Here is a 22,922-nt window from a genome sequence, read left to right on the forward strand (position 1 = left end):
TTCAGCGCTCCGCGACGAGCGGCCACGGGCGCGCGGCCTCGATCTGGGCGCTCAGGCTCAGCAGCGTCGGCTCGTCGTCGAGCCGGCCGACCAGCTGGACCGAGAGCGGGAGGCCGTCGGTGCCGAGACCGCACGGGACGGCGGCCGCGGGGTTGCCGGTGACGTTCCAGAGCGCGGTGTAGGTGATGGCAGGCTGCGACTTGAGCGCCGCGGTGAGGACGTTGACGCCCTTCAGGACGCCGACCCTCGGCGGCCGGTTCGCGGTGACCGGGGTCAGCAGCACGTCGTAGCCGTCGAACGCGCGGTTCGCCTTCTCGCTGACCTTCTCGGTCTGGCGCAGCGCCCAGTCGACGACGCCGGGCCGCACCCACGACCCCAGCCGGTAGGCCTGCCGGATCGACGGCTCCAGCCGCTCGTAGTGCTCGACGGCATCGGCCTCGGTGCGGAGGCCGGCGAAGAACTGCGGGACGAACGCCGCGGTCGGGTCCGGCAGGCGTACGTCGAGCGGGCGCACGTCGTGGCCGAGGTCGGTGAGGAGACGGGCGGTGTCCTCCACCGCCTCGACGTGGAGCGGGTGGGGTCGCACGCCGGGGGCGGTGCCCTTGACCGTCCACCCGATGCGCAGCCGGCCGGGCTCGCGCCGCGCCGCCTCGACGAAGCTGCCCGCCTCGCCCGCCTGGAAGAGGTCGCCGGGCTCGCCGCCGTTGATGGCGTCGTAGACCAGGGCCGAGTCGAGGACCGTCCGCGTCAGCGGGCCGAGGGTGCCGAGCGCCCACCACAGGTGCGGGTTCGGCGCCGTCGTGACCCGGCCGCGCTGCGGCTTGAGGCCGAAGAGGCCGCAGAACGACGCGGGGATCCGGATCGAGCCGCCGCCGTCACCACCGATCGCGGCTGGCACCATGCCGGAGGCGACCGCGACCGCCGTACCTCCACTGGAGCCGCCGGGCGTGTGCGCGGTGTGCCACGGGTTGCGGGCCGGGCCGAGGCTGAGCGGCTCGGTGTAGGGCCAGGCACCGAACTCCGGCATCGAGGTCTTGCCGACGATGACGGCGCCCGCGGCGCGCAGCCGGCGCACCACCGCGGAGTCGGCTTCGGCGGGCGTGGTGTTGGAGCGGCCGCCGAAGGTGGTGACGCAGCCCGCGACGTCGTTCTCCTCCTTGATGGCGATCGGCACGCCGTGCAGGGGCCCGAGCGGGGCGGCGGCCGCGTCGCGCTCGGCGGCCTCCTTGCGCGCTCGTTCGGCCAGCACGACCGAGAACCCGTTGAGCTCCGGGTTGCGGTCGTCGATGGCGGCGAGGCAGTCCTCGACCGCCTGCCCGGCGGTCAGCTCCCCCGCGCGGATCCGGTCGGCGGTCTCGGCGGCTCCCAGCGTCGTCACCGTCGCAGGCTCCCAGATCAGCGACGCCGGCGGAACAGCGGCGGCAGGTAGCGGACCATCAGGGCCGACCACGTGAGGTGCGTGAGCGCCGGCGCCTGGACGCCGCCGGAGGCGCGACGCTGCAGAGCGAACAGGCCGCCCATCGCCGCGGCGGCGAGGACCAGTGCGGGGTTGCGCGTGGTCGAGGTGGCCAGTGTGTAGACGGCCGTCGACGACGCGACCGGGTGGTGGTCGCCCAGCGCCGCGTACAGGGCGCCGCGGAAGAACACCTCCTCGGCGACGCCGTTGGCGAGCGTCGTCAGCAGGACGAGTCGGTCGTCGCCCTCCTCGGCGAACAGCAGCACGTCGGAGACGGCGGCGTCGAGCACCGGGATCCTGCGCGCGACCAGCGCTGCGCCGTAGAACGCTGCGAAGGCGCCGACGCCGGTGGCGATCGGAGTCAGCACGGGGCGCTGGAGGGTCTCGTCCCGGGTCTCGATCCAGCCCAGGTGCAACGGCCCTGACGCCAGGCTGCCGACCGTCCAGAGGCCCGCCACCGCGCCCGTCGACAAGTAGAAGCTCCGCGAGCCCGGGCGGGTCGAGAGGGACGCGCCGAGGAGCCCGGCACCGACCAACGAGGTGACCGCGACCGCCCTCCGGCGGCGACGGAGGGCATCGGCTGAGTCGAGGTTCTCGATCGCGACGTGGCGCAGGGACCTCGGTAGGTAGCGGTCGAGGAGGCGGCGGGGCCTCATCGCGCCTCGCGCCTCTCCTCCAGCGCCACGCGCACGGCCTCGTCGTAGGACATCGGGGTGAACGGCACGACCTCGCGGATCGAGTCGTCGCGAACGACGACCTCGTTGACCATCGAGTCGACCAGGTTGCGCCCGGTGCGGCTGTCGACGTCGGTCACGAAGGCGAGCCAGAGCGAGGAGAGGCCAGGGGTCAACAGCGGCACCTGGACGACGGGCAGCGGTCGTCCCTCGATCGCGGCGACCCGCTTCATCATGTCGACGTACGCCAGCACCTCCGAACCGCCGACCTCGAACGTCCGACCGATGGCCTCGGGGTGCCCCAGCACGCCGACCAGGTAGCGCACGACGTCGGCGACGGCGATCGGCTGGGTCCGGGTGCGCACCCAGCGCGGCGTCACCATCGCCGGCAGGTGCTCGACCAGCTGCCGGGTGATCTCCCACGAGATCCCGCCGTGGCCGACGACGATCCCGGCCCGCAGCACCGTCACCGGCACCCCCGCCTCGCCGAGCAGCGTCTCCACCTCACGCCTGCTGCGCAGGTGCGCCGAGAGCTGGTCGCCGTCGTCGCCGAGGCCGCCGAGGTAGATGATCTGCTCCACGCCGGCGGCCGCCGCAGCCTTTCCGAACGCAGTCGCGGCTTCGGCGTCGCGGGCCTCGAAGTCCTCGGAGGAGAGCGAGTGGACGAGGTAGTAGGTCGCGGCGCAGCCGACCATCGCCTCGCGGAGCGAAGCCGCCTCCTCGACGTCGCCGCGGACGGCCTCGCCCGGACCGTGGTAGCGGTCGGGATGGCGGGTCATGACCCGCACGTCGCGTCCTGCCTGGATCAGCTCGGGCACCAGCCGCCGTCCGACGAACCCGGTGCCACCCGCGACCAGCACCGTCCCGTGGTCGTCGTGGGTCATGAGGCCTTCCGGTCGTCGTGCGCGGTGTGGGTCCCGCCGGTGGCCAGCGTACGCCGCACCGAGGTCGCGGCGCGGCGGCCGCTGACGAGCGCGCCCTGGATCGAGGAGGTGTCGCGGTGGTCGCCGGCGACCCATACCCCGGTCCGCACCAGGTGGACCGGCCGGCGGAACTGGTGCGGTGCCGGCATCGCAGGGAGCGCCTGCGGCAGGTCGCGCGTCGCGACCAGCTCCCAGTCCCCGGACGGCGCGCGGTGCAGCTCGGCCGCGACGTCTCGGGCGGCATCGACGGTCAGGTCCGGGCCGGCGTCGTCGCGGAGCACCGACGTCGCGATCAGCGAGCGGCCGTCGGCGGAGTACTCCGGCACCGATGCGGTCAGGATCACCGAGTTGAGGACCCCGGACCCGTCGGCATCGGCGGTCAGCAGCCCGCTCTGCCGGCGCCACGGGTCCGCCGCGAAGTAGTACGTCGTGACGCCGCGCGCGGCGGGTGGCGACCCGAGCTCGGGCACGAGCACGTGCGCCGTCCACGGGTCGGTCGCCACCACGACGGCGCGGGCCTCCACGACGCGGCCGTCGGCGAGCCTGACGGCGTCCGGCAGCACCTGGACGACCTTCGCGCCGTACCGGACGGTGTCGGGCGGCAGACCGCTCGCGAGCAGCTCCGGCAGCGCCTGCATCCCGGCCGCCGGGACGGTCGACAGGCCGCGCGCGAACATCCGGATCATCAGGTCGGTGAAGACGCGCGAGGTCGTGACCTCCCGCTCGAGCACCACCCCCGCCATGAACGGCTGCAGCGCACCGTCGATCGCCCCTTGCGGAAGCCGCTGAGCCCACGCCGAGCGGGAATCGATGTCGGGGCGGCCCTTGACCGGACCGACCGGTCCGAGCACGACGCCCGCGCCGTAGCGCGCGAGCGCGAGCTTCTCCCGGGTGGTCGCTGCCCGCGACGGAGCCGTCCGGAGCACGGCCCCCGCGGAGTCCAGCGGGTGGAGGAGGTCGGCGAGGCGGCCGCCACGCCGCAGCCGCACCCCGCGCGGCAGCGCGCGGAGATCCAGGCGGTCGAGGTCCACCGACCGCAGCGCGGGGTAGGCCGTGTTCAGGACCTGAAAGCCCCGGTCCACGACGAACCCGTCGACCCGGTCACTGCGGACCCGCCCCCCAGGCGAGTCCCCGGCCTCCAGGACGACGACGTCGAGGGCGTGGTCGCGCAGGCGACGGGCGCAGGCGAGTCCGGCGAGACCGGCGCCAACGACCACTACCGGGAGCGGCACGACTCGTCCTTCCACAAGTTTTCGAACAGGTTGTTGATATCTAGGACCAGTGCGTGTCGTGCAGCAGCCAGGCCAGCGGCGAGAGGCCCGAGCCGGCCTGGCCGGCGATCCCGCGCCACGCCCGCTCGTAGGCGGCGCCGACGGCCCGCTCGGCGGCGGCGGGGTCGGCGTGGCGCAACCGTGCGTAGCCGTGGGCGACCCGGACCGTTGCGTCGTAGAAGGACATGAACGAGCCGACATCGCCCTGAGCGGCGCGCCACAGCATCCGGTCGAGGCCGTCCGTGGCCGGGACCGAGGCGGGTCGCACGTCGAGTGACGTCATCTCAGGCTCCAAAGGTGAACGTGTACTTCAACAGATTGTTTAGATTAGGCTAGGACTATGACGCAGGTCGAGGTGTCCGCGCAAGTACCCGGGACCGGGCTCTCCATCGGTGAGCTTGCGCGACGAACCGAGGTGAGTCCTGCCGTGCTCCGCATGTGGGAGACGCGGCACGGTTTCCCCCAGCCGGAACGGCTGTCCTCCGGGCACCGGCGCTACTCCGAGCACGACGTGGCGCTGATCCGCCAGGTCCTGCGGCGCAAGGAGGCCGGCATCCGGCTCGAGATCGCGATCGCGGAGGCGCTGGCCTCGCGGGCGCCGGAGAGCCCGTCGGTGTTCGCCGAGCTGCGCCGCCGACACCCGGCCCTCGCCCCGCAGCGGCTGCGGAAGTCGACCCTCGTCGCGCTGTCCTGGGCGATCGAGGACGAGTGCTGCGCCGTGGCCGACAGCCCGATCCTCTTCGGCGGCTTCCAGCGCAGCGAGTTCTACCTCCCGTCCGCGCCCAGGTGGCGCGAGCTCACCCGGATCGCCCGCAGCGCGGTCGTCTTCGCCGACCACTGGCCCGACGAGAGCCTCGACGCACGGGGGCCGGTGCAGGCCACGCTGGCGCCCGACGCCCCCATGCGGCGCGAGTGGACCGTGGTCTGCGATGCCCTCGACAGCACGGCCTGCCTCGCCGCCTGGGAGCTGCCGGGCCAGACGACGGTTCCGGACCGGCAGCGGATCTTCGAAGCGGTCTGGACCCTGGACCCGGTGGCCGTCCGCAGCGCGGCCGTCGTCTCCGCCGGCATCGCCACCAGGTCGGGCGTCGCCCTCCCGCGCGACGTCGACGACGAGCTCACCGGTCCGCTGGCACCGCGCACGACCTCACCGGCGGCAGCGACCGCGCTGTTCAACCGTGTCGTCGGCTACGTGGACCGGCTGGCCTTCTCGTAGCGCTCGAGCGCGACCTTGCGCTCCTCGTCGTGCTCGACGACCGGCCGCGGGTAGCCGTGGTCGTAGCCCCCGTCGTGCCGCCACGGCTCGTGGACCTTCACGCCCGGTAGGTGCGCCAGCTCCGGCACCCAGCGCCGCACGTAGTCACCGTCGGGGTCGAACTTCTTGCCCTGGGTGACCGGGTTGAAGACGCGGAAGTACGGCGCCGCGTCGGTGCCCGTGCCGGCGACCCACTGCCACCCGTGGTTGTTGGAGGCGAGGTCGCCGTCCGCGAGGTGGTCGAGGAAGTGCCGCGCCCCGACGGGCCACCACACGTGGAGGTCCTTCACCAGGAAGCTGGCCGTCACCATCCGCACCCGGTTGTGCATCCAGCCGATCTCCAGCAGCTGACGCATCCCGGCGTCCACGAACGGGTAGCCGGTCCGGCCCTGGCGCCACGCCTCGACCAGCTCCTCGACGTCGGGGCCCTCGTCGTACCGCATGCCGGCCAGGCCGTCCCGCAGGTCGCGCCACGCCGACTCGGGCCGGTGCCACAGCACGTCGGCGTAGAACTCCCGCCACGCGAGCTCGGTGACGAAGGTGCGGGCACCCTGGGACCTCCGCCGACCGTTGGTGAGGTCCGCCAGCAACGTGCGCGGGTGGATCTCGCCGTGCTTCAGGTGCACCGAGAGCCGGCTGGTGCCGTCGAGGTCGGGCCGGTCCCGACGGCTGTCGTAGTCGTCGAGGGCGCCGTCGGCGAACACCCGCCAGCGGTCGAGGGCGGCGTCCTCCCCCACCGGCCCGAACGAGCGACCCCGCTCGACCAGTGCGGTGTCGAGGCCCTCGCTGTCGACGGTCCGCCGCCACCTCAGTCCGCGCGGCCGGTCCAGCGGCGGCTCGATCGCCTGGTCGCGCCAGACCCGGGAGTACGGCGTGAACACCTGGTAGGGCGCCTCGCTCTTGTTGACGACGCTTCCCGGCCGGACGGCGTACGGCGTGCCGCTCGACGCCATCGGCACGTCGGCCTCCCGCAGCCGGTCCGCGACCCGGCGGTCGCGACGGACGGCGTACGGCGTGAACTCGCCCGTCACGTGCACGCTGGTCGCGCCCGCCTCGGCGGCCACCGAGGCGACCACCTCGGCCGGGTCGCCGGACCGCACCACGAGCACCCCGTCCGTCGCGGCGTCGAGCGCGGCCAGCGACGCCTCGAGCCGGCTGCGGCGCGCGTCGCCCGCGTTCGCCAGCGCGGGGTCGCGGACGAACAGCGGGAGCACCGCGCCCTCCTCGGCCGCGGCGTGCAGCGCGGGGTGGTCGCCGAGGCGAAGATCACGGCGGAGCCAAAGGATCGACGTCATCGCGCCACACTACGATCCGCCCCGTGACCTCCCTGCTGCGCGAACGGCGCGACGGTGGCGTCGAGATCCTCCGGATCAACCGCCCCGACAAGCGCAACGCCCTCGACACCGCGACGCTCGGCCTCCTCAACGGCGCGTTGCGCGGGCTGGCCGAGGACCCGGAGCTTCGGGTGGTCGTCGTCTCCACGACCTCGGCGACCGCCCTGTGCGCGGGGGCCGACGTCGGCGAGCAGCTCGACCACGCCGGCGGCGTGGCGCGGATGGAGGCGTTCGCCGAGCTGTACGCACTGCTCGAGGTCCTGCCGGTGCCGACGATCGCGGTCTGCGTCGGCAACTGCGTGGGCGCCGGAGCCGAGATCGTCGCCGGCTGCGACCTGCGGGTCGGCGGCGAGAACCTCAAGCTGGCCTGGGCCGGGGCCCGCCTCGGCGTCCCGGTCGGCCCGGCGCGGCTGACCCAGCTGGTCGGCCTGGCCCGCGCGAAGGACCTGGTCTACACCGGCCGGTCGATCGGCGCGGACGAGGCGGCGTCGTACGGACTCCTCCACCGGGTCGCCCCGGCCGAGCAGGCGGAGGCCGCGGCGCTCGACCTGGCCGCCGACCTGACCCGCCAGTCGGCGGACGGGCTGCGGGTGCTCAAGCAGATGTTCCGCGAGCTCGAGGACACCGCGCAGCGCGTCGGCTACGAGAACGAGCGGCTCGTCGACTTCCAGCGGACCGGGACCGGGCTCCCCCAGGGCTGACTCAGGACTGTCGGTCTCGGGGCTGATCGGACGACCGCTCGCGCAGCCGCGCCTCGGCCTTCTCCTTCGTCGCCCCCCACGGGAACCGCTGCCGCAGCGTCGCCCCGCTCGGCACCCCGTCCTGGGTGCGCGCCCAGGCGGAGTAGTCGGCGAACGACCCGGTGCTCCCGGGCGACTCGAGGTAGTCCGCCACGATGTCGACGACGTCGTCGTCCGACCAGCGCCGGCTGGTCGAGCGGGTCTTGTTGGTGGCCACCCCCGCGCGGGCGCAGGCCTGGTTCCAGGAGCCGAGCCGGCGGATCACCAGCGCCAGGGACGCGGCGTCGTCGCGGCCGCGCTGCCAGGCGTCGTACGTCCCGGCGCGCAGCGGCTCCCCCAGCTCGGCGGCCGCGGCGGCGATGCCGGCGACCAGCCGCTCCTCGCTGTACTCCGGTGTCCGCACCCGCTGACGATAGGCGACGTCCCCGCCCCGGTCGGACAGGCTGCCCGGCCGGGAGCTCGGCTCGGTAGCATCCGGAGGTGCCGCCGAAGAAGACCCGAACCTCCCGCGCCGGCCGGCTCGCCCAGCTGGGCGGCCTCGCCGCCGGTCAGGCGGCCAAGCACGCGGGCACGCGTGCGGCCAACGCCTTCCGCTCCGAGGAGAAGGCCGCGGAGGCGATCGAGGCCCGCAACCTGGAGCTGGCCGAACGACTGGTCGCCGTGCTCGGCACGATGCGGGGTGCGGCGCAGAAGCTCGGCCAGACCCTGTCGATGCTCGACGGCGGGCTGATCCCCCCGAGCCACCGCGAGGAGTTCCAGGCCAAGCTCGCGCAGCTGCAGGACAACGCCCCCAAGGTCCCCTGGGCCAAGATGCGCAAGCAGATCGAGAGGGACCTCGGCGAGCGGCTCGGCTCGGCGTTCCAGGAGTTCGACGAGACGCCGGTCGCGGCGGCCTCCATCGGCCAGGTCTACCGGGCGGTGCTGCACGACGGCCGCCAGGTGGCGGTCAAGGTGCAGTACCCCGGCATTGACACCGCGGTCCGCGCCGACCTGAAGAACCTCAGCCTCTTCATGAAGGTCTACGGCAGGACCGTCCACGAGGGTCTCGACGTCCAGCAGCTCGCGAGCGAGCTCGAGGCCCGGGTCCTCGAGGAGCTCGACTACGAGCTCGAGGCCAACAACACCCGGATGGTGGCCAGCGCCTACAACGGCCACCCGTTCATCCGCATCCCGAGGGTGATCCGCGAGCTCTCCGGCGAGCGCGTGCTCACCACCGAGTGGGTCGACGGCAAGCCGTTGAGCAGCGTGTACGACGCCGACCTGGCGACCCGCAACCGGGTCTCGGAGATCCTGTTCCGGTTCTACTCCGGCACGCCCTACCGGCTGCACATGTACAGCGGCGACCCGCACCCCGGGAACTCCCTGGTCCTCGCCGACGGCACCCTGGCCTTCCTCGACTTCGGGCTCTTCAAGCGGGTGACCGCCGAGGATGCCGAGGCCGAGCTGGCCGGGCTGCGCGCCGGCTTCGAGCGCGACGCCGAGGCCGTGCTGCGGATCGGTCACGAGCGCGGCTTCGTGCCCGACTTCGAGGGCACCGACGCCGAGGAGCTGCTGCGGCACACGGTGACCGCCGGCTGGTGGTACTTCACCGACGAGGAGGTCGAGATCACCTCCCGCCGGGTCAACGCCGTCGCCGCCAGGTTCGCCGACCCGCGTCGGCCGGAGTACCGGTTCGCCCTCAAGCAGAACCTCCCGGCCGAGCACGCGTTCCGCACCCGCGCGGAGGCCCAGCTGTCAGCCGTCATCGGACAGCTGAGCCCCCGCATCAACCTGCACCGGGTCGCCCGCGAGTGGGTCTACGGCGACCCGCCGGCGACCGAGCTGGGACGCCTCCAGCTGGAATGGGATCGAGAGGTCGGCAATGTCCACACCGTTTGAGCAGGTCTCCGAACAGGTCACCAAGGCGCTCGAGCCACTAGTCGACCAGCCGCTGACCCAGCGACTGCTCACCGAGGCCTCCGCCCTGCGCGACCGCACCGTCCGGGCGCAGGAGGCCACCCTCGCCGCGCTCAACCTCCCGACCGCCGCGGACCTCGCCAAGCTCGAGCGCCGCATCAAGAGCCTCTCCGACGCCCTCGGCGACATCACCGACCGGCTCGACCGGCTGGAGACGCAGGTGCGGCGGATGGAGAAGGCGGACGACGCGGAGAGCTGAGAGTGGCCGGCTGATCCCGCGGCCGCGGTGGTCGATCGAAGGCTTGACGCGCGATCTACCGGCACCTGGTGCCAGTAGATCGCGACCTAACGCGGATCGCAGCGGGGACAACGGCGGAACTCCCTGCGCCAGCCCCTGCGTCGAAGGATCTGGCCGATCCGCGAGCTGCCGTCTGCGTACCCAGCGCTCGATGTCGTTGTCGGTCGCCCCCGCCTCGACGAGCTGGCGCCGCGCGATCACGCCGTGCTGGAGCCAGCTCAGGTGGTCGAGGGCGCGGGCATCGATGCGCAGGGACATGCAGACCTGCTCCCCGCCGCTGGAACGACCCACACGCGCCCCTTCCCCGACTGTGGACGACCGCGTGGAGGGAGCGGGGTTTGCCCTGCGGTCAGGTGTCGTACTGCAGGCCGTCGAACGGCTCGTAGTAGGAGATGAAGTCGCCAGGAGCGATGGTGATGAACCAGGTGCCGTCGTCGTACTGCCCGACTTCCCAGCCGAACGTCACACCGTCGACCTCGGTCGTGAAGGGCTCGACCGTGATCGGCTCCAGCGTGTAGTCGCCGAGCTGCCGGAGCCGTTCGGCCACGAGGTCGTCCGCGCCGGCACTGGCCGCCTGACCTGGTGGCACGTCGTCCTGCCCCGCGACCGGATCGACTCGGACCTCGTCGAAGCTGCCGTCCGCTTCCCAGAGGAAGAGGCCGACGAATCCCGACGTCTTCTTGCCGTTCCGCGCACCATGGTCGAAGAGCTCGTCGCTCAGGAAGAACCTCCGCCCGTCCTCGGCCGTGCCGGCATAGGGGACGTGGTAGTCGTCGGGCACGATCGTGAACCGCTCAGGGGCCATGGCGTCCTCTCCTTCTCCGAACCCGTTGCCGGGCGCCGCGCAGGCGGAGGCAGCTGCGAAGATCGTGACCACCGCGGCTGCCGCGATGCTGCGCACGCTCCAACCTGCCTTCCCGAGACATCTGCCTGCCGTCGTCCGACGACGCAGCACGGATCTGAGGCAGGCTACTGCTGGGCCACCTGATCGATCCAGAAGACCTTGTAGGAGAGGCCATCGACCCGGTGCGACCGGGAGCTTCGGCCAGAGATGACGTGACCCCACCTCGCGACCTCGTCGCAGAGGCTCTCCGAGCCCGACTCCTCGTTGTACGTGCCAATGATCAAGCGACCATCCGGCTCGACGTAGGCCGTCATCAGGTGCGCCAGGTACTCGGCGCGCCGCCGTGCCGGCACGTAGTCGAGCCCCGTCCGCACGTAGGTGAACCGGCGCGGCGGGTCGAAGGACATCGCGTTGCCGGTCCAGATCCGGTCCGCCCAGTGCGGGAGTCGTTCCCGGGCGAGGTCGGATAGGGCTGCGGAGATGTCGAGTCCGTACGGCGCGAGCGTGCGGCCGTCCTCCGCCGCCCAGCCGGCGACGGACTCCATCAGGAGGCCGTTGGCGCAGCCGATGTCGAGGAAGGTGCCGTTTCGATCGACGGCGTCGAGGACGAGTCGCCGCGCGCGCTCCCACCGCTCCGCGTCACCGCTGTGCCCCGACTGACCTTGCGGGGTCTCAGCGCCGAGGTAGGCCGGCTCGACGATCATCAGCACCCGGCGGTGCCACTCCTCTTCGTCGATCGTTCCGGCCGACAGCTCCTCGTCGATCGTCGCGAGCTCGCGCCAGGCACGCTCCTTCGCGTGCGCGGTCGGGTCGTCCGTGGGCCGTGGCACGGGCCCGCGGACTACTCCGGCGCACCCTCCGCGTAGAGCTCCTCGATCACGTCGGCGTACTTGGCGCCGATCGGCTTGCGCTTGAGCTTCATGGTGGGGGTCAGCTCGTCGCCGCCGGGGAGCCAGTCGGTGGCGAGGATCCGGTACTTCTTGATCTGCTCCACCCGGGACAGCCGGGCGTTCGCCTCCTCGATCGCCTGGGCGATGACGGCCCGGACGCCCGGGTCGTCGGCGAGGGCGGTGGCAGAGCCGTCGGGCAGGCCCGCCTTCTCGGCGTACGCCGCGCAGACGTCGGGGTCGAGCACGAGGAGCGCCACGTTGTAGGGGCGGGCGTCGCCGATGACGACGGCCTGGCCGATGAGGGCGTGGGACGCCTTGACGACCTGTTCGATGTTGGCCGGCGACATGTTCTTGCCGGCCGCGTTGATGATCAGCTCCTTCTTGCGGTCGACGATCCGGACGTAGCCGTCGTCGTCGATGGTGGCGATGTCGCCGGTGTGGAGGAAGCCGTCGCTGTCGATGGTCTCGGCGGTCTTCTGCGGCTCGTTGCGGTAGCCCTTCATCACCGTCGCGGCGCGGACCAGCAGCTCGCCGTCCTCGGCCAGCTTGAGCTCGACCCCCGGCAGCGCCTTGCCGACGGTGCCGACCCGGATGTCGTCGAGCGGGTTGACGGTGGCGCAGCAGGAGAGCTCGGACATGCCCCAGAGCTCGGCGATCGTGATGCCGAGAGCACCGAAGTACTCGAGCACCTCGGGCGCGATCGGCGCGGCCCCGGACACCGACCACCGCATCTCGTCGAGGCCGATGAGCCCGCGGACGCCGGCCTTGGTCTCCTCCGGCAGGACCGAGGGGTCGGTGATGCCGTTGGCCTCGAGCGCGGCCTTGATCTTCTCCCAGACGCGCGGCACCGCTCCCCAGACGGTCGGCTTGACCTCGCCGAGCGCACCGACGACGGCCTTCGGGTCGGGGACGTAGGTCATCGTGGGGCCGAACGTCATCCCGGTGTAGTGGGAGGCCCAGCGGTCGGCGATGTGCGCCGAGGGGAGGTACGACGTCGAGCGGTCCCCTGCCTGCGGCGGCAGCGCGGCGGACGTCATCGCCAGCTGCGCCAGGATGCCGCCGTGGGTGAGCTCCACGCCCTTCGGCGGGCCGGTGGTGCCGGAGGTGTAGATGAGCGTGATGACGTCGTCGGGCCCGACGGCGCGCCACGACGCCTCGAAGTCGAACCCTTCGGGCGCCGGGGTGCCCTCGAGCTCGGCGAGCGAGATGGCGCCCTCGCCTCCGTCGACGCTGATGAACGTCTCGACCCCGGAGTCGGCGCTCCGGACCTGCTCGAGGAACGCCTGCTCGGTGACGCAGATCGTGTTGCCCGCGTTTCCGAACAGGTAGGAGATCTGCTCCGGCGAGGAGGTGTTGTAGATCGAGAACGGCGTCGCGCCCAGGTGCAGGGCGGCGTTGTCGACCAGCGCGAACTCGGGTCGGTTCACCAGCATGATGCCGACGGTGTCGCCGGGCTTGACCCCCAGCGCGGCGAGTCCCCCGGCGATGCGCTCCACGCGCTCGCCGTACTCACGCCAGGTGATCTCGGTCGCGCCGCCGGGAGTGCGGAGGGCGACCGCGTCCGGGGTCCTAGCCACCGTGTTCTGGAATGCCTCACACAGGCTCGCCACCGCGAGCAGCTCGGAGGGCGCGGGCAGGGTGGCCTCAGGGGCGTCAGCGGTCATGGGGCGAATGCTGACAGTGCGACTGTCACGGTGCAACGGTTACTGGCGGTTAACATTTCCATGACCCCGGCGACCCTCGTGTGAGCACCACCACCGCGCCGCCACCTTGAGGTCCCCCGGCGCACCGTGCTCCCCTTGACGGCAGCAGTCGCTCATCCCTCCAGGAGTTCCCATGCCCGAGCTTCCCGACCTCGCCGCCACGGCCGTCAAGGGCCAGGAGATCGTCGCCAAGGGGGTGCAGGTCGCGATCGACCTGGTGCCCACCCCGGGCGACGTCGTCGACCAGGTCACCGCCACCGCCAACGAGCTGCTCGCGCTGGGCAAGGACATCCAGGACAAGGTCATCGCGGCCCTCACCTTCAACGCCTGAGCTCCTCGTCCGGCGCGCCGGCGGCACCGCTAGGGTGCTGGCCGATGAACACCGACCGGACCTACAGCGTCCTCGTCCCGATGGTGCGCCCGCTGGTGAAGGGCCGGGTCGGGGCCGCGCGCCGGCGTCTCTTCGAGACGGTCGGCACCGCCGAGGGCCGCGTGGTCTTCCTCGGTGACAGCATCACCGAGGGCGGGATGTGGCCCGACCTCTTCCCCGACCTGCTGACGTCGAACCGCGGCATCGGCGGCGAGGCGACCTACGACCTCCTCGAGCGCGTCGACTCCGCGATCAACGAGCCGGTCGCCGTCTCGCTCATGATCGGGACCAACGACATCCACGGGCCGCGGGAGATGCGCGCGACCGACCAGGTCGTGGCGCGGACCAACGAGATCGTGCGGCGGATCCGCGAGGCCGCGCCCGACGCGCTGCTCCTCGTCAACAGCGTCCTGCCCCGGACCTCCCACTTCGCGGCGCGGATCAGGGCGATCAACGAGGGCTACCAGGAGGTCGCGGCCCAGCACGGCGCACAGTACGTCGACCTCTGGCCGGCGTTCGTCGACACCACCGGGGAGGCGATCCGCCGGGAGCTCTCGCGGGACAACCTCCACCTGACGCCGGCCGGCTACCTGGCGTGGGCCGAGGTGCTGCGGCCGCTGCTCGCGCCGTACGCCGTCAGGACCTGACGACCTTCTCGCACGACCGGAGCCGGTCGGCCCCGTCGGTCCGCACCGAGTCGGAGCCGCCCTCGCACCGGACCAGGTCCGCGCCGGGACCGCCGTCGAGGGTGTCGTTGCCGACACCGCCGCCCACCAGGTCGTCGCCCTCCTCGCCGTAGAAGGTGTCCCGACCGTCGATGCCGACGAGCTGGTCGTCGCCCGGGCCACCCCATGCCAGGTCGTCGTCCTTGCCAGTGCGGATCCAGTCGTTGCCGGCGCCACCCCAGACCTGATCGATGCCGGTGTGGCCGTTGAAGAAGTCCGGGCCGGCCCCGAACCGGGCGACGTCGTGGCCGGCGTCGCCCAGCATCGTCACCGCGACGGAGTCGGGCAGCGTGGAGGCGTCGAGACTGTCGTCCCCCAGCCGCGGCCAGAACTCGACGAGCACCGGCCGGGCGGCGTCCGCCCGCTTGGCGATCGGGCACACGGCGGCGACCCCGGTGGGCACCTTCTCCTCGCGACAGATCGGCGCCAGCTTGCGGAAGCGCTGGGTGCCGCGGTCGACGAAGCGCAGCGCGCCGTCGACGAGCGTGATCTCCAGGTCGCTGTCCTGCTGGCCGGCGCGGAAGCGGTAGCCGTGCTCGGTCCGGGTGAGCGCCGCCTGGTCGGGCAGGGGCAGCAGGGCGGTGCCGCCCATCAGCTCGGTCGTGTAGCTGTACGGCGGGCCCGCGGTGCCCGGACCGAGCGGCGGCGTGCCCCGCCCGGCGGCCGGCCCCTGGGCAAGAGCCGTCGCAGCGCCGGCGGCGGCAGCGACGACCGCCACGGCGGCGGTGAGAAGTCGGCGTGACATGCCTCCAGGCTCGGTGCCCACGGGCCGCCGCGCTGCGCTTCGCCTGCTTCCTGGCCGCCCGTCAGGCGGCTCTAGTCCTTCGGCACCAGGCGAGAGGGTCGGACCGACCGATGTGCGCGGTCAGGCAGGCAGGTCCACCAGGTTCGCGAGCCGGGCGCGGTGCCTTCCGGGTGTGCCGAGCGCGACCTCGTCGGCCTTCGCGCGCTTGAGGTAGAGGTGGGCAGGGTGCTCCCAGGTCATGCCGATGCCGCCGTGCAGCTGGACCGCCTCCTCGGCCGCGTGCACGGCGACGTCCGAGCAGTACGACTGCGCCACCGCTGCGGCGACGACGGCGTCGGGGTCGCCGTTGGCCGCCGTCGCGGCGGCGTAGCGGGCTGCCGCGGCCGCCGACTCCACCTCGGTGTAGAGGTCGGCCAGCCGGTGCTTGAGCGCCTGGAACCCCCCGACGACGCGGCCGAACTGCCGACGGTCCTTGAGGTAGGCGATCGTGGTCGTGAGGCACCAGCGGGCGACGCCGAGCTGCTCCGAGGAAAGCAGGGCAGCGCCCAGGTCGAGCCCGCGCCGCACCGCGGCCTCGGCGTCGGCGACGACGACCTGGCCGGCAGCGCCCTCGAAGGTGACGTCGGCGAGCTGCCGGGACATGTCGAGGGAGCTCACCGCGGTCACCGTCGCAGCAGAGACGGGTACGGCGTGCAGCGCGCCACCGTCGCCGTCGAGGACCAGCAGCACGTCGGCCTCGACCGCGCCGGCCACGCTGGTGACGGTGCCCGTGAGCCGGCCGTCGGAGAGCGCCACCGCCGGGAGCACACCGTCCGGTGGCGTCGACCAGGGCACGACGAGCGCTGCCGTGCGCTCCCCCGCCGCCAGCTCGGTCAGCAGCGCGGCGTCCGAGCCCACCAGCGCGCTGGTGGCGATGACGGCACTGGTGAGGAACGGGACCGGCGCCACCGCCTGGCCGAGCTCCTCGAGCACCGCGGCGGCCTCCCGAGCCGACGCGCCGTGCCCGCCGCGCTCCTCGGGCACCAGCAGCCCGGCGAGGCCGAGGTCGGCGGCGAGCGTGGACCAGAGGTCGCCGACGACCGACCGGTCGCCGTCGTACATCGCGGTGACGGCGGCCGGGTCGCACCGGCCGGCGAGGAGGTCGCGGACGGTGACGCGGAGGTCGTCCTCGACGTCTGTGTAGAGCAGGTCCACCTCGCTCATCGCGGGATCTCCTTCCAGGGCACGTCCTTGTCGACGCGGTGCTCGCCGGGCAGGCCGAGGACCCGCTCGGCAACGATGTTGCGGAGGATCTCCGACGTGCCGCCCTCGATCGAGTTGCCCTTCGCGCGCAGGTAGCGGTAGCCGGCGTCACGTCCGGTGAAGTCGACCTCGTCCGGACGGACCATCGTCCAGCCCCGGTCGCTCTCGTAGCGCAGGCCCTCCTCGCCGAGCAGCTCGACCTCGAGACCGGACAGCTCCTGGTTGAGCCGGGCGAAGGTCAGCTTCATCGCCGCACCCTCCGGTCCGGGCTGGCCCTGAGCGAGCTTCTGGCGGAGCCGGGCGCCGGTCAGCCGTGCCACCTCGCTCTCGACCCACAGCGACAGCAGCCGGTCGTGCAGCGCCGGGGTCCGCAGCTCCGGCCGGTCGCGCCAGACGTCGGCGACGACGCCGGCCATGCCGCCCTCCCGGGGTGCTTCCCGGCCGCCGATCGCGACCCGCTCGTTGTTGAGGGTCGCGTTGGCCACCGCCCAGCCCTGGCCGACGTCGCCGAGCCGCTGGGTGTCGGGGATCCAGACGTCGGTGAGGAAGACCTCGTTGAACTCGGCCTCGCCGGTGATCTGCCGCAGCGGTCGTACGTCGACGCCGGGGTCGGTCATGTCGCAGAGGAAGTAGGTCAGGCCCCGGTGCTTCGGGACGTCGGGATCGGTGCGCGCGACGAGGATCGCGAACCGCGCGGTGTGCGCGCTCGAGGTCCACACCTTCTGGCCGTTGACCCGCCAGCCGTCGCCGTCGGGCACCGCCCGGGTCGCCAGCGCCGCAAGGTCGGAGCCGGCGCCGGGCTCGCTGAAGAGCTGGCACCACACCTCCTCGCCGGTCCACAGCGGCCGCAGGAAGCGCTGCTTCTGATCCTCGGTGCCGAACGCGAGGATCGTGGGCGCGGCCATGCCGAGCCCGATGCCGATCGCGCGCGGGTTGTTGTCCGGCGCGCCCGCCTCGGCTAGCAGCCGCTCGACCTCGGAGTGCCAGGACTGGTCCAATCCCAGCCCACCGTGCCCGACCGGGTAGTGCACCCAGGCCAGGCCGGCGTCGTACCGCGCCCGGAGGAACTCCAGCCGGTCCGTCGTCGCGGGGTCGTGGTCGGCCAGGAGTTCGCGGACCCGCTCGCGCAGCTCGTCGATGGTCACCCTGGAACCCTAGAGGGCAGGCCCTTCCCGGAAACTAGAACACGTTCTAGAGTCTCGCCATGGACCTCGCCGCGATCGAAGAAATCCGCCAGCTCAAGTACCGCTACTTCCGGACCCTCGACCTGAAGCAGTGGGACGAGTTCGGCGACTGCCTGGCCGAGGACGTCGTCGCCCGCTACGGCACCCAGGCGATGGACAAACCACTCCACTTCGACAACCGGGCCGACGTCGTGGAGTTCATGTCGGGCAACCTCGGCACCGACATCATCTCGATCCACATCGCCAGCCACCCGGAGATCGCGGTCGACGGCGACACCGCGACCGGGTCGTGGGGCTTCGAGGACACGGTGATCGTGCCCGCGTTCGAGGTGCAGATCCGCGGCGGCGGCTACTACCAGGACGAGTACCGCAGGGACCCCGACGGCAAGTGGCGGATCACCTCGACCCGCTACGAGCGGATCTACGAGGCCATGACCTCGCTCAAGGACACCCCGAGCTTCAAGCTCATCGCGAACCGGTGGGACCCCGACCTGGCTCACTGAGCTCCGGCAGCGCCCAGAACAGCCGGTGGTCGACCCACCCCTGGAGATAGCCGACGCCGGTCGTGTGGCCGGAGCCGCGCGCGTCCCCGAGCATCCGGGTCGCGAGGGTGACGTGGGTCGACTTCCACCGGTGGTGGCTCTCCTCGAGCCGGCGCAGCAGGACCCCGATCGCGGCGACCTTCTCGCGATCGCTGCCGACGGAGCACGCATCGCGGTAGGCGTCGGTCATCGTGTCCTGCCCGCCGCGGACCTCCGCGTCGACCACCGGCACGCTCTCGTAGGCCGGTGAGCCCAGCCGGTCGGCCGGCGGCAGGCCGCACAGCGCCTCGAACCGCTTGTACTGCTCGGACTGGATGGCGCTCGCTCCGTCGGTGAACTCGCGGAAGGTGTGGAACGCCTCGTAGCGCATGGTCGCCACCATCCGGAACAGCGTCGCGTTGCGGTCCATGATCGCCACGACGTCCTCCAGCACGACGGCCGCGTCGTCGAGGCGGGCGGCCCGGACAGCGACGACGGCCGCACGCATCCGCTGGACCATCCCGGTGAAGGCCATCTCGTGGGCCTGGAGCACCCGCATGAAGAAGTACTCGTCGTGGACCGTCGAGACGGGTTGGAGCGCGAGCTCGAGCCACTCGGTGGCCCGCGCGTTCGGTTGGGCCGGGAGCTGGAGCAGCAGGTGCGGCAGGTCCGACTCGGGTTCGTGCGCGATGGCGGCGAGCAGCTCATGGGAGGACTCACCGCCCAGGTGCGACGTCATGAACCGGTGCGCGTGACGCAACCGGGTGCGCAGCGTGCGCGGATCGGGGCGACCCACTGGCGACACCTCCGTGCACCGGTGCGCGGCGCACAGCTCGTAGCGCGCGATGTCCGCGGCGAGCAGGGCGGCGAGGATCGTCGGCGGGAGGCCGCCCTCGGCCAGCAGCACCTGCAGCACCGGCAGCGAGAGGTAGGTCCGGTTCCAGTAGCGCCCCTCGTGCTTGTCGAGGATGCAGTCGAGGAACGCGTCGAGGTAGGGGTCGCGGCCGGCGTACCGGTCGCGGACGACCGCGAGCCGCTCCAGCCGGTCGCGGGCCAGGAAGTGCTTGCCGACCCAGCGCACCTCGTGGGTGACCAGGCGCGCGAGGACCAGTCCGTCGAGCTCGTCGTACGGCACCGACGGGTCAAGCCAGTGGTCGAGCTCGCTGCTCAGGAACGCGGCCGCCGCGTCCCGGGAGACCCGGATCGAGCAACTGCTCTCGACCGCGGCCCGCAGCGCCTGCTCGGCCGTGCTTTCCGCCACGAGCCCACAGTGATCCTGTTGTGCGGCCGTGTCCAGCACCGTGGTGCGGCGCTCGATCCCGGCCACGCCGTAGGCTTCCGCGGGTGCTGGTATCCGCCGACCGGGTCGTCACTCCGGATCAGGTGCTGACGCCGGGCTGGATCCGTGTCGACGGCGACGTGATCGCGGAGGTCGGCGCGGGTGCCCCTCCGGCCCCACCGGACGTCGCGCTGTCGGAGTCGGGGGCGGGTGCAACCGTGACGCCCGGGTTCGTCGACGTGCACAACCACGGCGGCGGCGGTGCCTCGTTCGACGGCGGTACGACGGACGACGCGGCGACCGCCGTCCGGGCGCACCTGCGGCACGGCACCACCACGATGCTCGCCAGCCTCGTCAGCGCCGACCAGGAGACGTTGGTGTCATCGGTGGAGCGGCTCGCCGACGTCGCCGACGACGGGCTGCTCGCCGGCATCCACCTCGAGGGCCCGTGGCTGAGCTCGAGCCACGCCGGCGCCCACGACCCGGCCCTCCTCGCCGACGCGACCCCGGCCGCGGTGGACGCGCTGCTCACAGCGGGTCGTGGCCACGTCCGGTTGGTCACCCTCGCCCCCGAGCGCCCCGGCGGTCTCGACGCGGTCGGTCGCCTCGCCGCGGCCGGGGTGGCCGCCGCCATCGGGCACACCGACGCCACCTACGACCAGACGCGCGCCGCGCTCGACGCCGGCGCGACGCTCGGCACCCACCTCTTCAACGCGATGCGGGGACTGCACCACCGCGAGCCCGGCCCGGTGGCGGCGCTGCTCGAGCACCCCGACGCCTATGTCGAGCTGGTCGCCGACGGCGTCCACGTGCACCCCGCCGCCCTGCGGCTCGCGGCCGACGCCAAGCCGCAGCGGATCGTGCTCATCACCGACGCGATGGCCGCCGCCGCCGCGGCCGAGGGCCGCTACCGGCTCGGCCGGCTGGTCGTCGAGGTCGCCGACGGCGTCGCCCGGCTCGCCGGCTCCGGAGCGATCGCGGGCTCGACCCTCACCATGGCGGCCGCCGTGCGCTACACCGTGCGCGAGGTCGGACTCCCCCTCGAGGACGCCGTCCGCGCCGCCACCGCCACCCCCGCCGCGATGCTGGGGCTGGACCGCGTCGGCGCGCTGCGGCCCGGCCACCGCGCCGACCTGGTCGTGCTCGACGACGACCTGGAGGTCACCCGCGTCCTGCACCGCGGGCGCTGGGTCGGCGACCCGCGCTAGCCACGATCCGGGGCCCCGATCGGGCTCCGATCGGGCTCCGACGGTCGTACGCTCCCGATCAACGGTTCCGGAGACTTCCTGGAGGTGACGATGGCCGACGTCGACGTGGTGGTGGTCGGGGCCGGACTCGCGGGCCTGACAGCCGCCCGCGCCCTGGTCGCCGCCGGCCGCACCGTGACCGTGCTCGAGGCCCGCGACCGCGTCGGCGGGCGGACCGAGGGCGGCGTGGTGGACGGCCATCCGGTCGAGCTGGGCGGCACCTGGATCGGCGAGGGGCACACCGAGATGTACCGCCTCGTGGCCGAGCTCGGCCTGCAGACGTTCCCCACCTGGAACGACGCAGGTTCCCACCTCCTGGACCTGGGCGGCCGGCAGTCGCGGCTGTCGTCGAGGAAGGGCGCCGTCCCGCGCCTGAACCCGATCGCCCTCGCCGACCTGGTGCAGGGCCTCGCCCGGTTCGAGCGGCTGGCCCGCGGCGTGGACCCGGCCCGACCGTGGGAGCACCCGAGGGCGGACGTGCTCGACGGGCAGACCTACGAGACCTGGGTGCGACGCAACCTCCGCACGCCGACCGGGCGCACCTACTTCCGGGTGCTCGCCGAGGCCGTCTACGCGGCGGACCCGGCCGACCTGTCGCTCCTCCACACACTGTTCTACACCGCCAGCAACGGCGACCTGGAGACCCTGAGCGCGACCGACCGCGGCGCACAGAAGGACCGCGTCGTCGGCGGGTCCGTCCTGGTCTCGCAACGGCTGGCCGAGGGCCTCGACATTCGGCTCGACAGCCCGGTCACGTCCATCGTCAGCGACGACGAAGGGGTCGCGGTGCGGACCCGGGCGGGCGCCACCGTCACCGGCCGGCGGGTGGTGGTCGCCGTACCCCCGACACTGGCGGGACGGATCCACTACGACCCGCTCCTTCCTCCGTGGCGCGACCAGCTCCTCCAGAAGGTCCCGGCCGGCACCGTCGCGAAGTGCTTCGCCTCCTACCCCACCCCGTTCTGGCGCGACGCCGGGCTGAACGGCCAGGCGATCTCCGACCGCGGCCCGGTGAAGGTGACGTTCGACGTCTCCCCGCCCGGCGGAGAGATCGGCATCCTGATGGGGTTCGTCGAGGGCGGGGAGGCCCGTCGATGGCAGCGCCTCCCCGAGGACGTACGACGCCGGCAGGTCCTCGAGTGCCTCGCGCGCTACTTCGGCCCCGCGGCGGCGGCGCCGATCTCCTACGTCGAGAAGGACTGGAGCGCCGAGGAGTTCAGCCGCGGCTGCTACGGCGCACACTTCGCGCCCGGGGTGTGGACGGCCCACGGGGACGCGCTCCGCCCGCCCGTCGGGCGCGTGCACTGGGCCGGAGCGGAGCACGCCGTGGAGTGGAGCGGCTACATGGAGGGCGCGGTCCGGTCCGGCCGCGTGACCGCGGCCGAGGTCCTGGCCGTCCTCTAGCGACGGGCCAGAGCCGCGAGCTGTCCCTCGTGGATGGCGGTCGTCCACTCCCAGCCCGTCTCGGGCGTGCTGATCCGCGGGTCGTCGAAGTCGCCGCCGTCGCGCAGCGCGAGGACGTAGGCGCGGTCCCGCTCCAGCCGCAGGCGCACCTCCTCCCCGGTGCCGACGGTCCCGTGCCCGGGTACGACGACGCGGGCCCGCTCGGCCGCCTGGTCGAGCCGGGCGAGCCCGGCGAGGTAGTCGCCGACCGGGTCGGCAGCACCCTCGACGTCGAGCATCGGCACGAACAGGTCGGAGAGCATGTCGCCGGCGACCAGCACCCCGCTGCCCTCGACCAGGAGCGCCGCGTGGCCGGTGGCGTGGCCGGCGTGCTCGACGACCCGGACCACGGGGCCGGCCCACGGCAGCTCGGTGGCGCCCTCGGGCAGGACGGTGAGCAGCCCGAACAGGTCGAGCGGGGTCTCGTCGGCGATCTCCGGCGGCAGGCCTTCGGCGACCCGGTCGCGCCAGTCCGGCTGCGCACGCAGGTCGGCCATGAACGCGACGCAGTCGGCGGTGCCGTACCTCGGCACGTCACCGAGCTCGTCGTACCAGAGCACGTGGTCCCAGTCCGGGTGGGTCGCGAAGCCCGCGACGACCGGTTGCCCGAGCTCGCTCAGGTCGCGTGCGAGGCAGGCCATCTCGACCTCCGTCAGCCCCGGGTCCACGACCAGCACCCCGTCAGTGCCCTGCACGACCACCGTGTTGTTCCTGAGCACCTCACTGCGGTGCACCAGCACGCCGTCCGCCACCTCTGTCAGCATCGCTCCGTCCTTCCCCGCACCAGTCCTGCCCAGGATGGACGACAGCAGGTGAGCAAAGTCATCGCTCGCGTGCGCCGGGCCCGGGGATACCGGCAACCGGGCCGGGTATCGCGCCCTT

The 22,922-nt window shown here is 72.9% G+C and carries 24 protein-coding genes; 9 read left to right on the plus strand and 15 right to left on the minus strand.

The window, feature by feature from the left end:
* Position 1: 1 nt before the first annotated feature.
* Genes DJ010_RS00635 through DJ010_RS21885 form a run of 5 tightly spaced genes read right to left on the minus strand, consistent with a single transcriptional unit; the run spans position 2 to position 4,607 of the window.
* A complete protein-coding gene (locus DJ010_RS00635; RefSeq protein ID WP_109691702.1) occupies positions 2–1,378 on the minus strand; it encodes an amidase in 1,377 nt (458 codons plus the stop codon).
* Between the two features lie 17 nt (positions 1,379–1,395).
* The gene (locus DJ010_RS00640; RefSeq protein ID WP_109691703.1) at positions 1,396–2,112 is read right to left on the minus strand and encodes a CPBP family intramembrane glutamic endopeptidase; all 717 of its coding nucleotides are present in this window, start codon (positions 2,110–2,112) and stop codon (positions 1,396–1,398) included.
* Positions 2,109–3,014, minus strand: a complete 906-nt coding sequence (locus DJ010_RS00645; RefSeq protein WP_109691704.1) for an NAD(P)H-binding protein — start codon at positions 3,012–3,014, stop codon at positions 2,109–2,111. Before DJ010_RS00645 ends, DJ010_RS00640 begins: the two co-directional genes overlap by 4 nt.
* Entirely contained in the window at positions 3,011–4,285 is a 1,275-nt protein-coding gene (locus tag DJ010_RS00650) for an NAD(P)/FAD-dependent oxidoreductase (protein ID WP_158282872.1), read from the minus strand. Before DJ010_RS00650 ends, DJ010_RS00645 begins: the two co-directional genes overlap by 4 nt.
* A gap of 40 nt (positions 4,286–4,325) precedes the next feature.
* A complete protein-coding gene (locus tag DJ010_RS21885) occupies positions 4,326–4,607 on the minus strand; it encodes a sigma-70 family RNA polymerase sigma factor (RefSeq protein WP_158282873.1) in 282 nt (93 codons plus the stop codon).
* Between the two features lie 57 nt (positions 4,608–4,664).
* Between DJ010_RS21885 and DJ010_RS00655 the strand changes: the two genes are divergently transcribed.
* Positions 4,665–5,540, plus strand: a complete 876-nt coding sequence (locus tag DJ010_RS00655) for a DICT sensory domain-containing protein (RefSeq protein ID WP_109691706.1) — start codon at positions 4,665–4,667, stop codon at positions 5,538–5,540.
* Here the strand turns inward: DJ010_RS00655 and DJ010_RS00660 are convergent.
* Positions 5,513–6,874, minus strand: a complete 1,362-nt coding sequence (locus DJ010_RS00660) for a cryptochrome/photolyase family protein (protein ID WP_109691707.1) — start codon at positions 6,872–6,874, stop codon at positions 5,513–5,515. The two genes, DJ010_RS00655 and DJ010_RS00660, sit on opposite strands and share 28 nt — an antisense overlap.
* 23 nt (positions 6,875–6,897) lie before the next feature.
* Between DJ010_RS00660 and DJ010_RS00665 the strand changes: the two genes are divergently transcribed.
* The gene (locus DJ010_RS00665; protein WP_158282875.1) at positions 6,898–7,614 is read left to right on the plus strand and encodes an enoyl-CoA hydratase/isomerase family protein; all 717 of its coding nucleotides are present in this window, start codon (positions 6,898–6,900) and stop codon (positions 7,612–7,614) included.
* Between the two features lies 1 nt (position 7,615).
* On the opposite strand, the gene DJ010_RS00670 is transcribed toward DJ010_RS00665, so the two are convergent.
* Positions 7,616–8,056 carry a homing endonuclease associated repeat-containing protein gene (locus DJ010_RS00670; RefSeq protein WP_109691709.1) on the minus strand — a complete coding sequence of 147 codons (441 nt, stop codon included), beginning with the start codon at positions 8,054–8,056 and terminating at the stop codon, positions 7,616–7,618.
* 77 nt (positions 8,057–8,133) lie between these two features.
* Here DJ010_RS00670 and DJ010_RS00675 point away from each other — a divergent pair, with 77 nt between their 5' ends.
* Both DJ010_RS00675 and DJ010_RS00680 read left to right on the plus strand, forming a co-directional pair.
* The gene (locus tag DJ010_RS00675; protein WP_109691710.1) at positions 8,134–9,531 is read left to right on the plus strand and encodes an ABC1 kinase family protein; all 1,398 of its coding nucleotides are present in this window, start codon (positions 8,134–8,136) and stop codon (positions 9,529–9,531) included.
* Complete coding sequence (locus DJ010_RS00680) at positions 9,515–9,808, plus strand: hypothetical protein (RefSeq protein WP_109691711.1); 294 nt, start codon at positions 9,515–9,517, stop codon at positions 9,806–9,808. The genes DJ010_RS00675 and DJ010_RS00680 overlap by 17 nt, the downstream gene beginning before the upstream one ends.
* Before the next feature lie 388 nt (positions 9,809–10,196).
* On the opposite strand, the gene DJ010_RS00685 is transcribed toward DJ010_RS00680, so the two are convergent.
* From DJ010_RS00685 to DJ010_RS00695, 3 genes are all read right to left on the minus strand, one after another.
* Positions 10,197–10,748: a hypothetical protein gene (locus tag DJ010_RS00685; RefSeq protein WP_109691712.1), complete on the minus strand. Its 552-nt coding sequence runs from the start codon at positions 10,746–10,748 to the stop codon at positions 10,197–10,199.
* A gap of 68 nt (positions 10,749–10,816) precedes the next feature.
* Entirely contained in the window at positions 10,817–11,521 is a 705-nt protein-coding gene (locus tag DJ010_RS00690; protein WP_109691713.1) for a class I SAM-dependent methyltransferase, read from the minus strand.
* Between the two features lie 11 nt (positions 11,522–11,532).
* Complete coding sequence (locus DJ010_RS00695) at positions 11,533–13,245, minus strand: AMP-binding protein (protein ID WP_109691714.1); 1,713 nt, start codon at positions 13,243–13,245, stop codon at positions 11,533–11,535.
* Positions 13,246–13,417: 172 nt separating this feature from the next.
* On the opposite strand from DJ010_RS00695, the gene DJ010_RS00700 reads away from it, so the two are divergent.
* Together DJ010_RS00700 and DJ010_RS00705 are read left to right on the plus strand one after the other, a co-directional pair.
* The gene (locus tag DJ010_RS00700; protein WP_109691715.1) at positions 13,418–13,615 is read left to right on the plus strand and encodes a hypothetical protein; all 198 of its coding nucleotides are present in this window, start codon (positions 13,418–13,420) and stop codon (positions 13,613–13,615) included.
* Between the two features lie 44 nt (positions 13,616–13,659).
* A complete protein-coding gene (locus DJ010_RS00705) occupies positions 13,660–14,301 on the plus strand; it encodes a DUF459 domain-containing protein (protein WP_109691716.1) in 642 nt (213 codons plus the stop codon).
* Here the strand turns inward: DJ010_RS00705 and DJ010_RS22850 are convergent.
* The 3 genes from DJ010_RS22850 to DJ010_RS00720 all read right to left on the minus strand — a co-directional run bounded on the left by DJ010_RS22850 (position 14,291) and on the right by DJ010_RS00720 (position 17,511).
* Positions 14,291–15,124 carry a calcium-binding protein gene (locus DJ010_RS22850; protein ID WP_109691717.1) on the minus strand — a complete coding sequence of 278 codons (834 nt, stop codon included), beginning with the start codon at positions 15,122–15,124 and terminating at the stop codon, positions 14,291–14,293. The genes DJ010_RS00705 and DJ010_RS22850 overlap by 11 nt on opposite strands.
* Positions 15,125–15,244: 120 nt before the next feature.
* On the minus strand, positions 15,245–16,327 hold the full coding sequence (locus DJ010_RS00715) for an acyl-CoA dehydrogenase family protein (RefSeq protein ID WP_109691718.1): 1,083 nt from the start codon (positions 16,325–16,327) through the stop codon (positions 15,245–15,247).
* On the minus strand, positions 16,324–17,511 hold the full coding sequence (locus DJ010_RS00720; RefSeq protein WP_109691719.1) for an acyl-CoA dehydrogenase family protein: 1,188 nt from the start codon (positions 17,509–17,511) through the stop codon (positions 16,324–16,326). Before DJ010_RS00720 ends, DJ010_RS00715 begins: the two co-directional genes overlap by 4 nt.
* Positions 17,512–17,570: 59 nt before the next feature.
* Between DJ010_RS00720 and DJ010_RS00725 the strand changes: the two genes are divergently transcribed.
* Positions 17,571–18,053 (plus strand): nuclear transport factor 2 family protein, encoded by a 483-nt coding sequence (locus DJ010_RS00725; protein ID WP_109691720.1) that lies wholly within the window; start codon positions 17,571–17,573, stop codon positions 18,051–18,053.
* Here the strand turns inward: DJ010_RS00725 and DJ010_RS00730 are convergent.
* The gene (locus tag DJ010_RS00730) at positions 18,016–19,332 is read right to left on the minus strand and encodes a tryptophan 2,3-dioxygenase family protein (protein ID WP_109691721.1); all 1,317 of its coding nucleotides are present in this window, start codon (positions 19,330–19,332) and stop codon (positions 18,016–18,018) included. The genes DJ010_RS00725 and DJ010_RS00730 overlap by 38 nt on opposite strands.
* Before the next feature lie 83 nt (positions 19,333–19,415).
* Here DJ010_RS00730 and nagA point away from each other — a divergent pair, with 83 nt between their 5' ends.
* Both nagA and DJ010_RS00740 read left to right on the plus strand, forming a co-directional pair.
* Entirely contained in the window at positions 19,416–20,558 is a 1,143-nt protein-coding gene (gene nagA, locus DJ010_RS00735; RefSeq protein ID WP_211318596.1) for an N-acetylglucosamine-6-phosphate deacetylase, read from the plus strand.
* Between the two features lie 90 nt (positions 20,559–20,648).
* Positions 20,649–22,001, plus strand: coding sequence for a flavin monoamine oxidase family protein (locus DJ010_RS00740; protein ID WP_109691722.1), 1,353 nt, complete (start codon positions 20,649–20,651; stop codon positions 21,999–22,001).
* Here the strand turns inward: DJ010_RS00740 and DJ010_RS00745 are convergent.
* Positions 21,998–22,804, minus strand: a complete 807-nt coding sequence (locus DJ010_RS00745) for an MBL fold metallo-hydrolase (RefSeq protein WP_109691723.1) — start codon at positions 22,802–22,804, stop codon at positions 21,998–22,000. The genes DJ010_RS00740 and DJ010_RS00745 overlap by 4 nt on opposite strands.
* Positions 22,805–22,922 lie beyond the last annotated feature (118 nt).

This window comes from Nocardioides silvaticus, from assembly GCF_003160695.1.
GTDB lineage: Bacteria > Actinomycetota > Actinomycetes > Propionibacteriales > Nocardioidaceae > Nocardioides > Nocardioides silvaticus.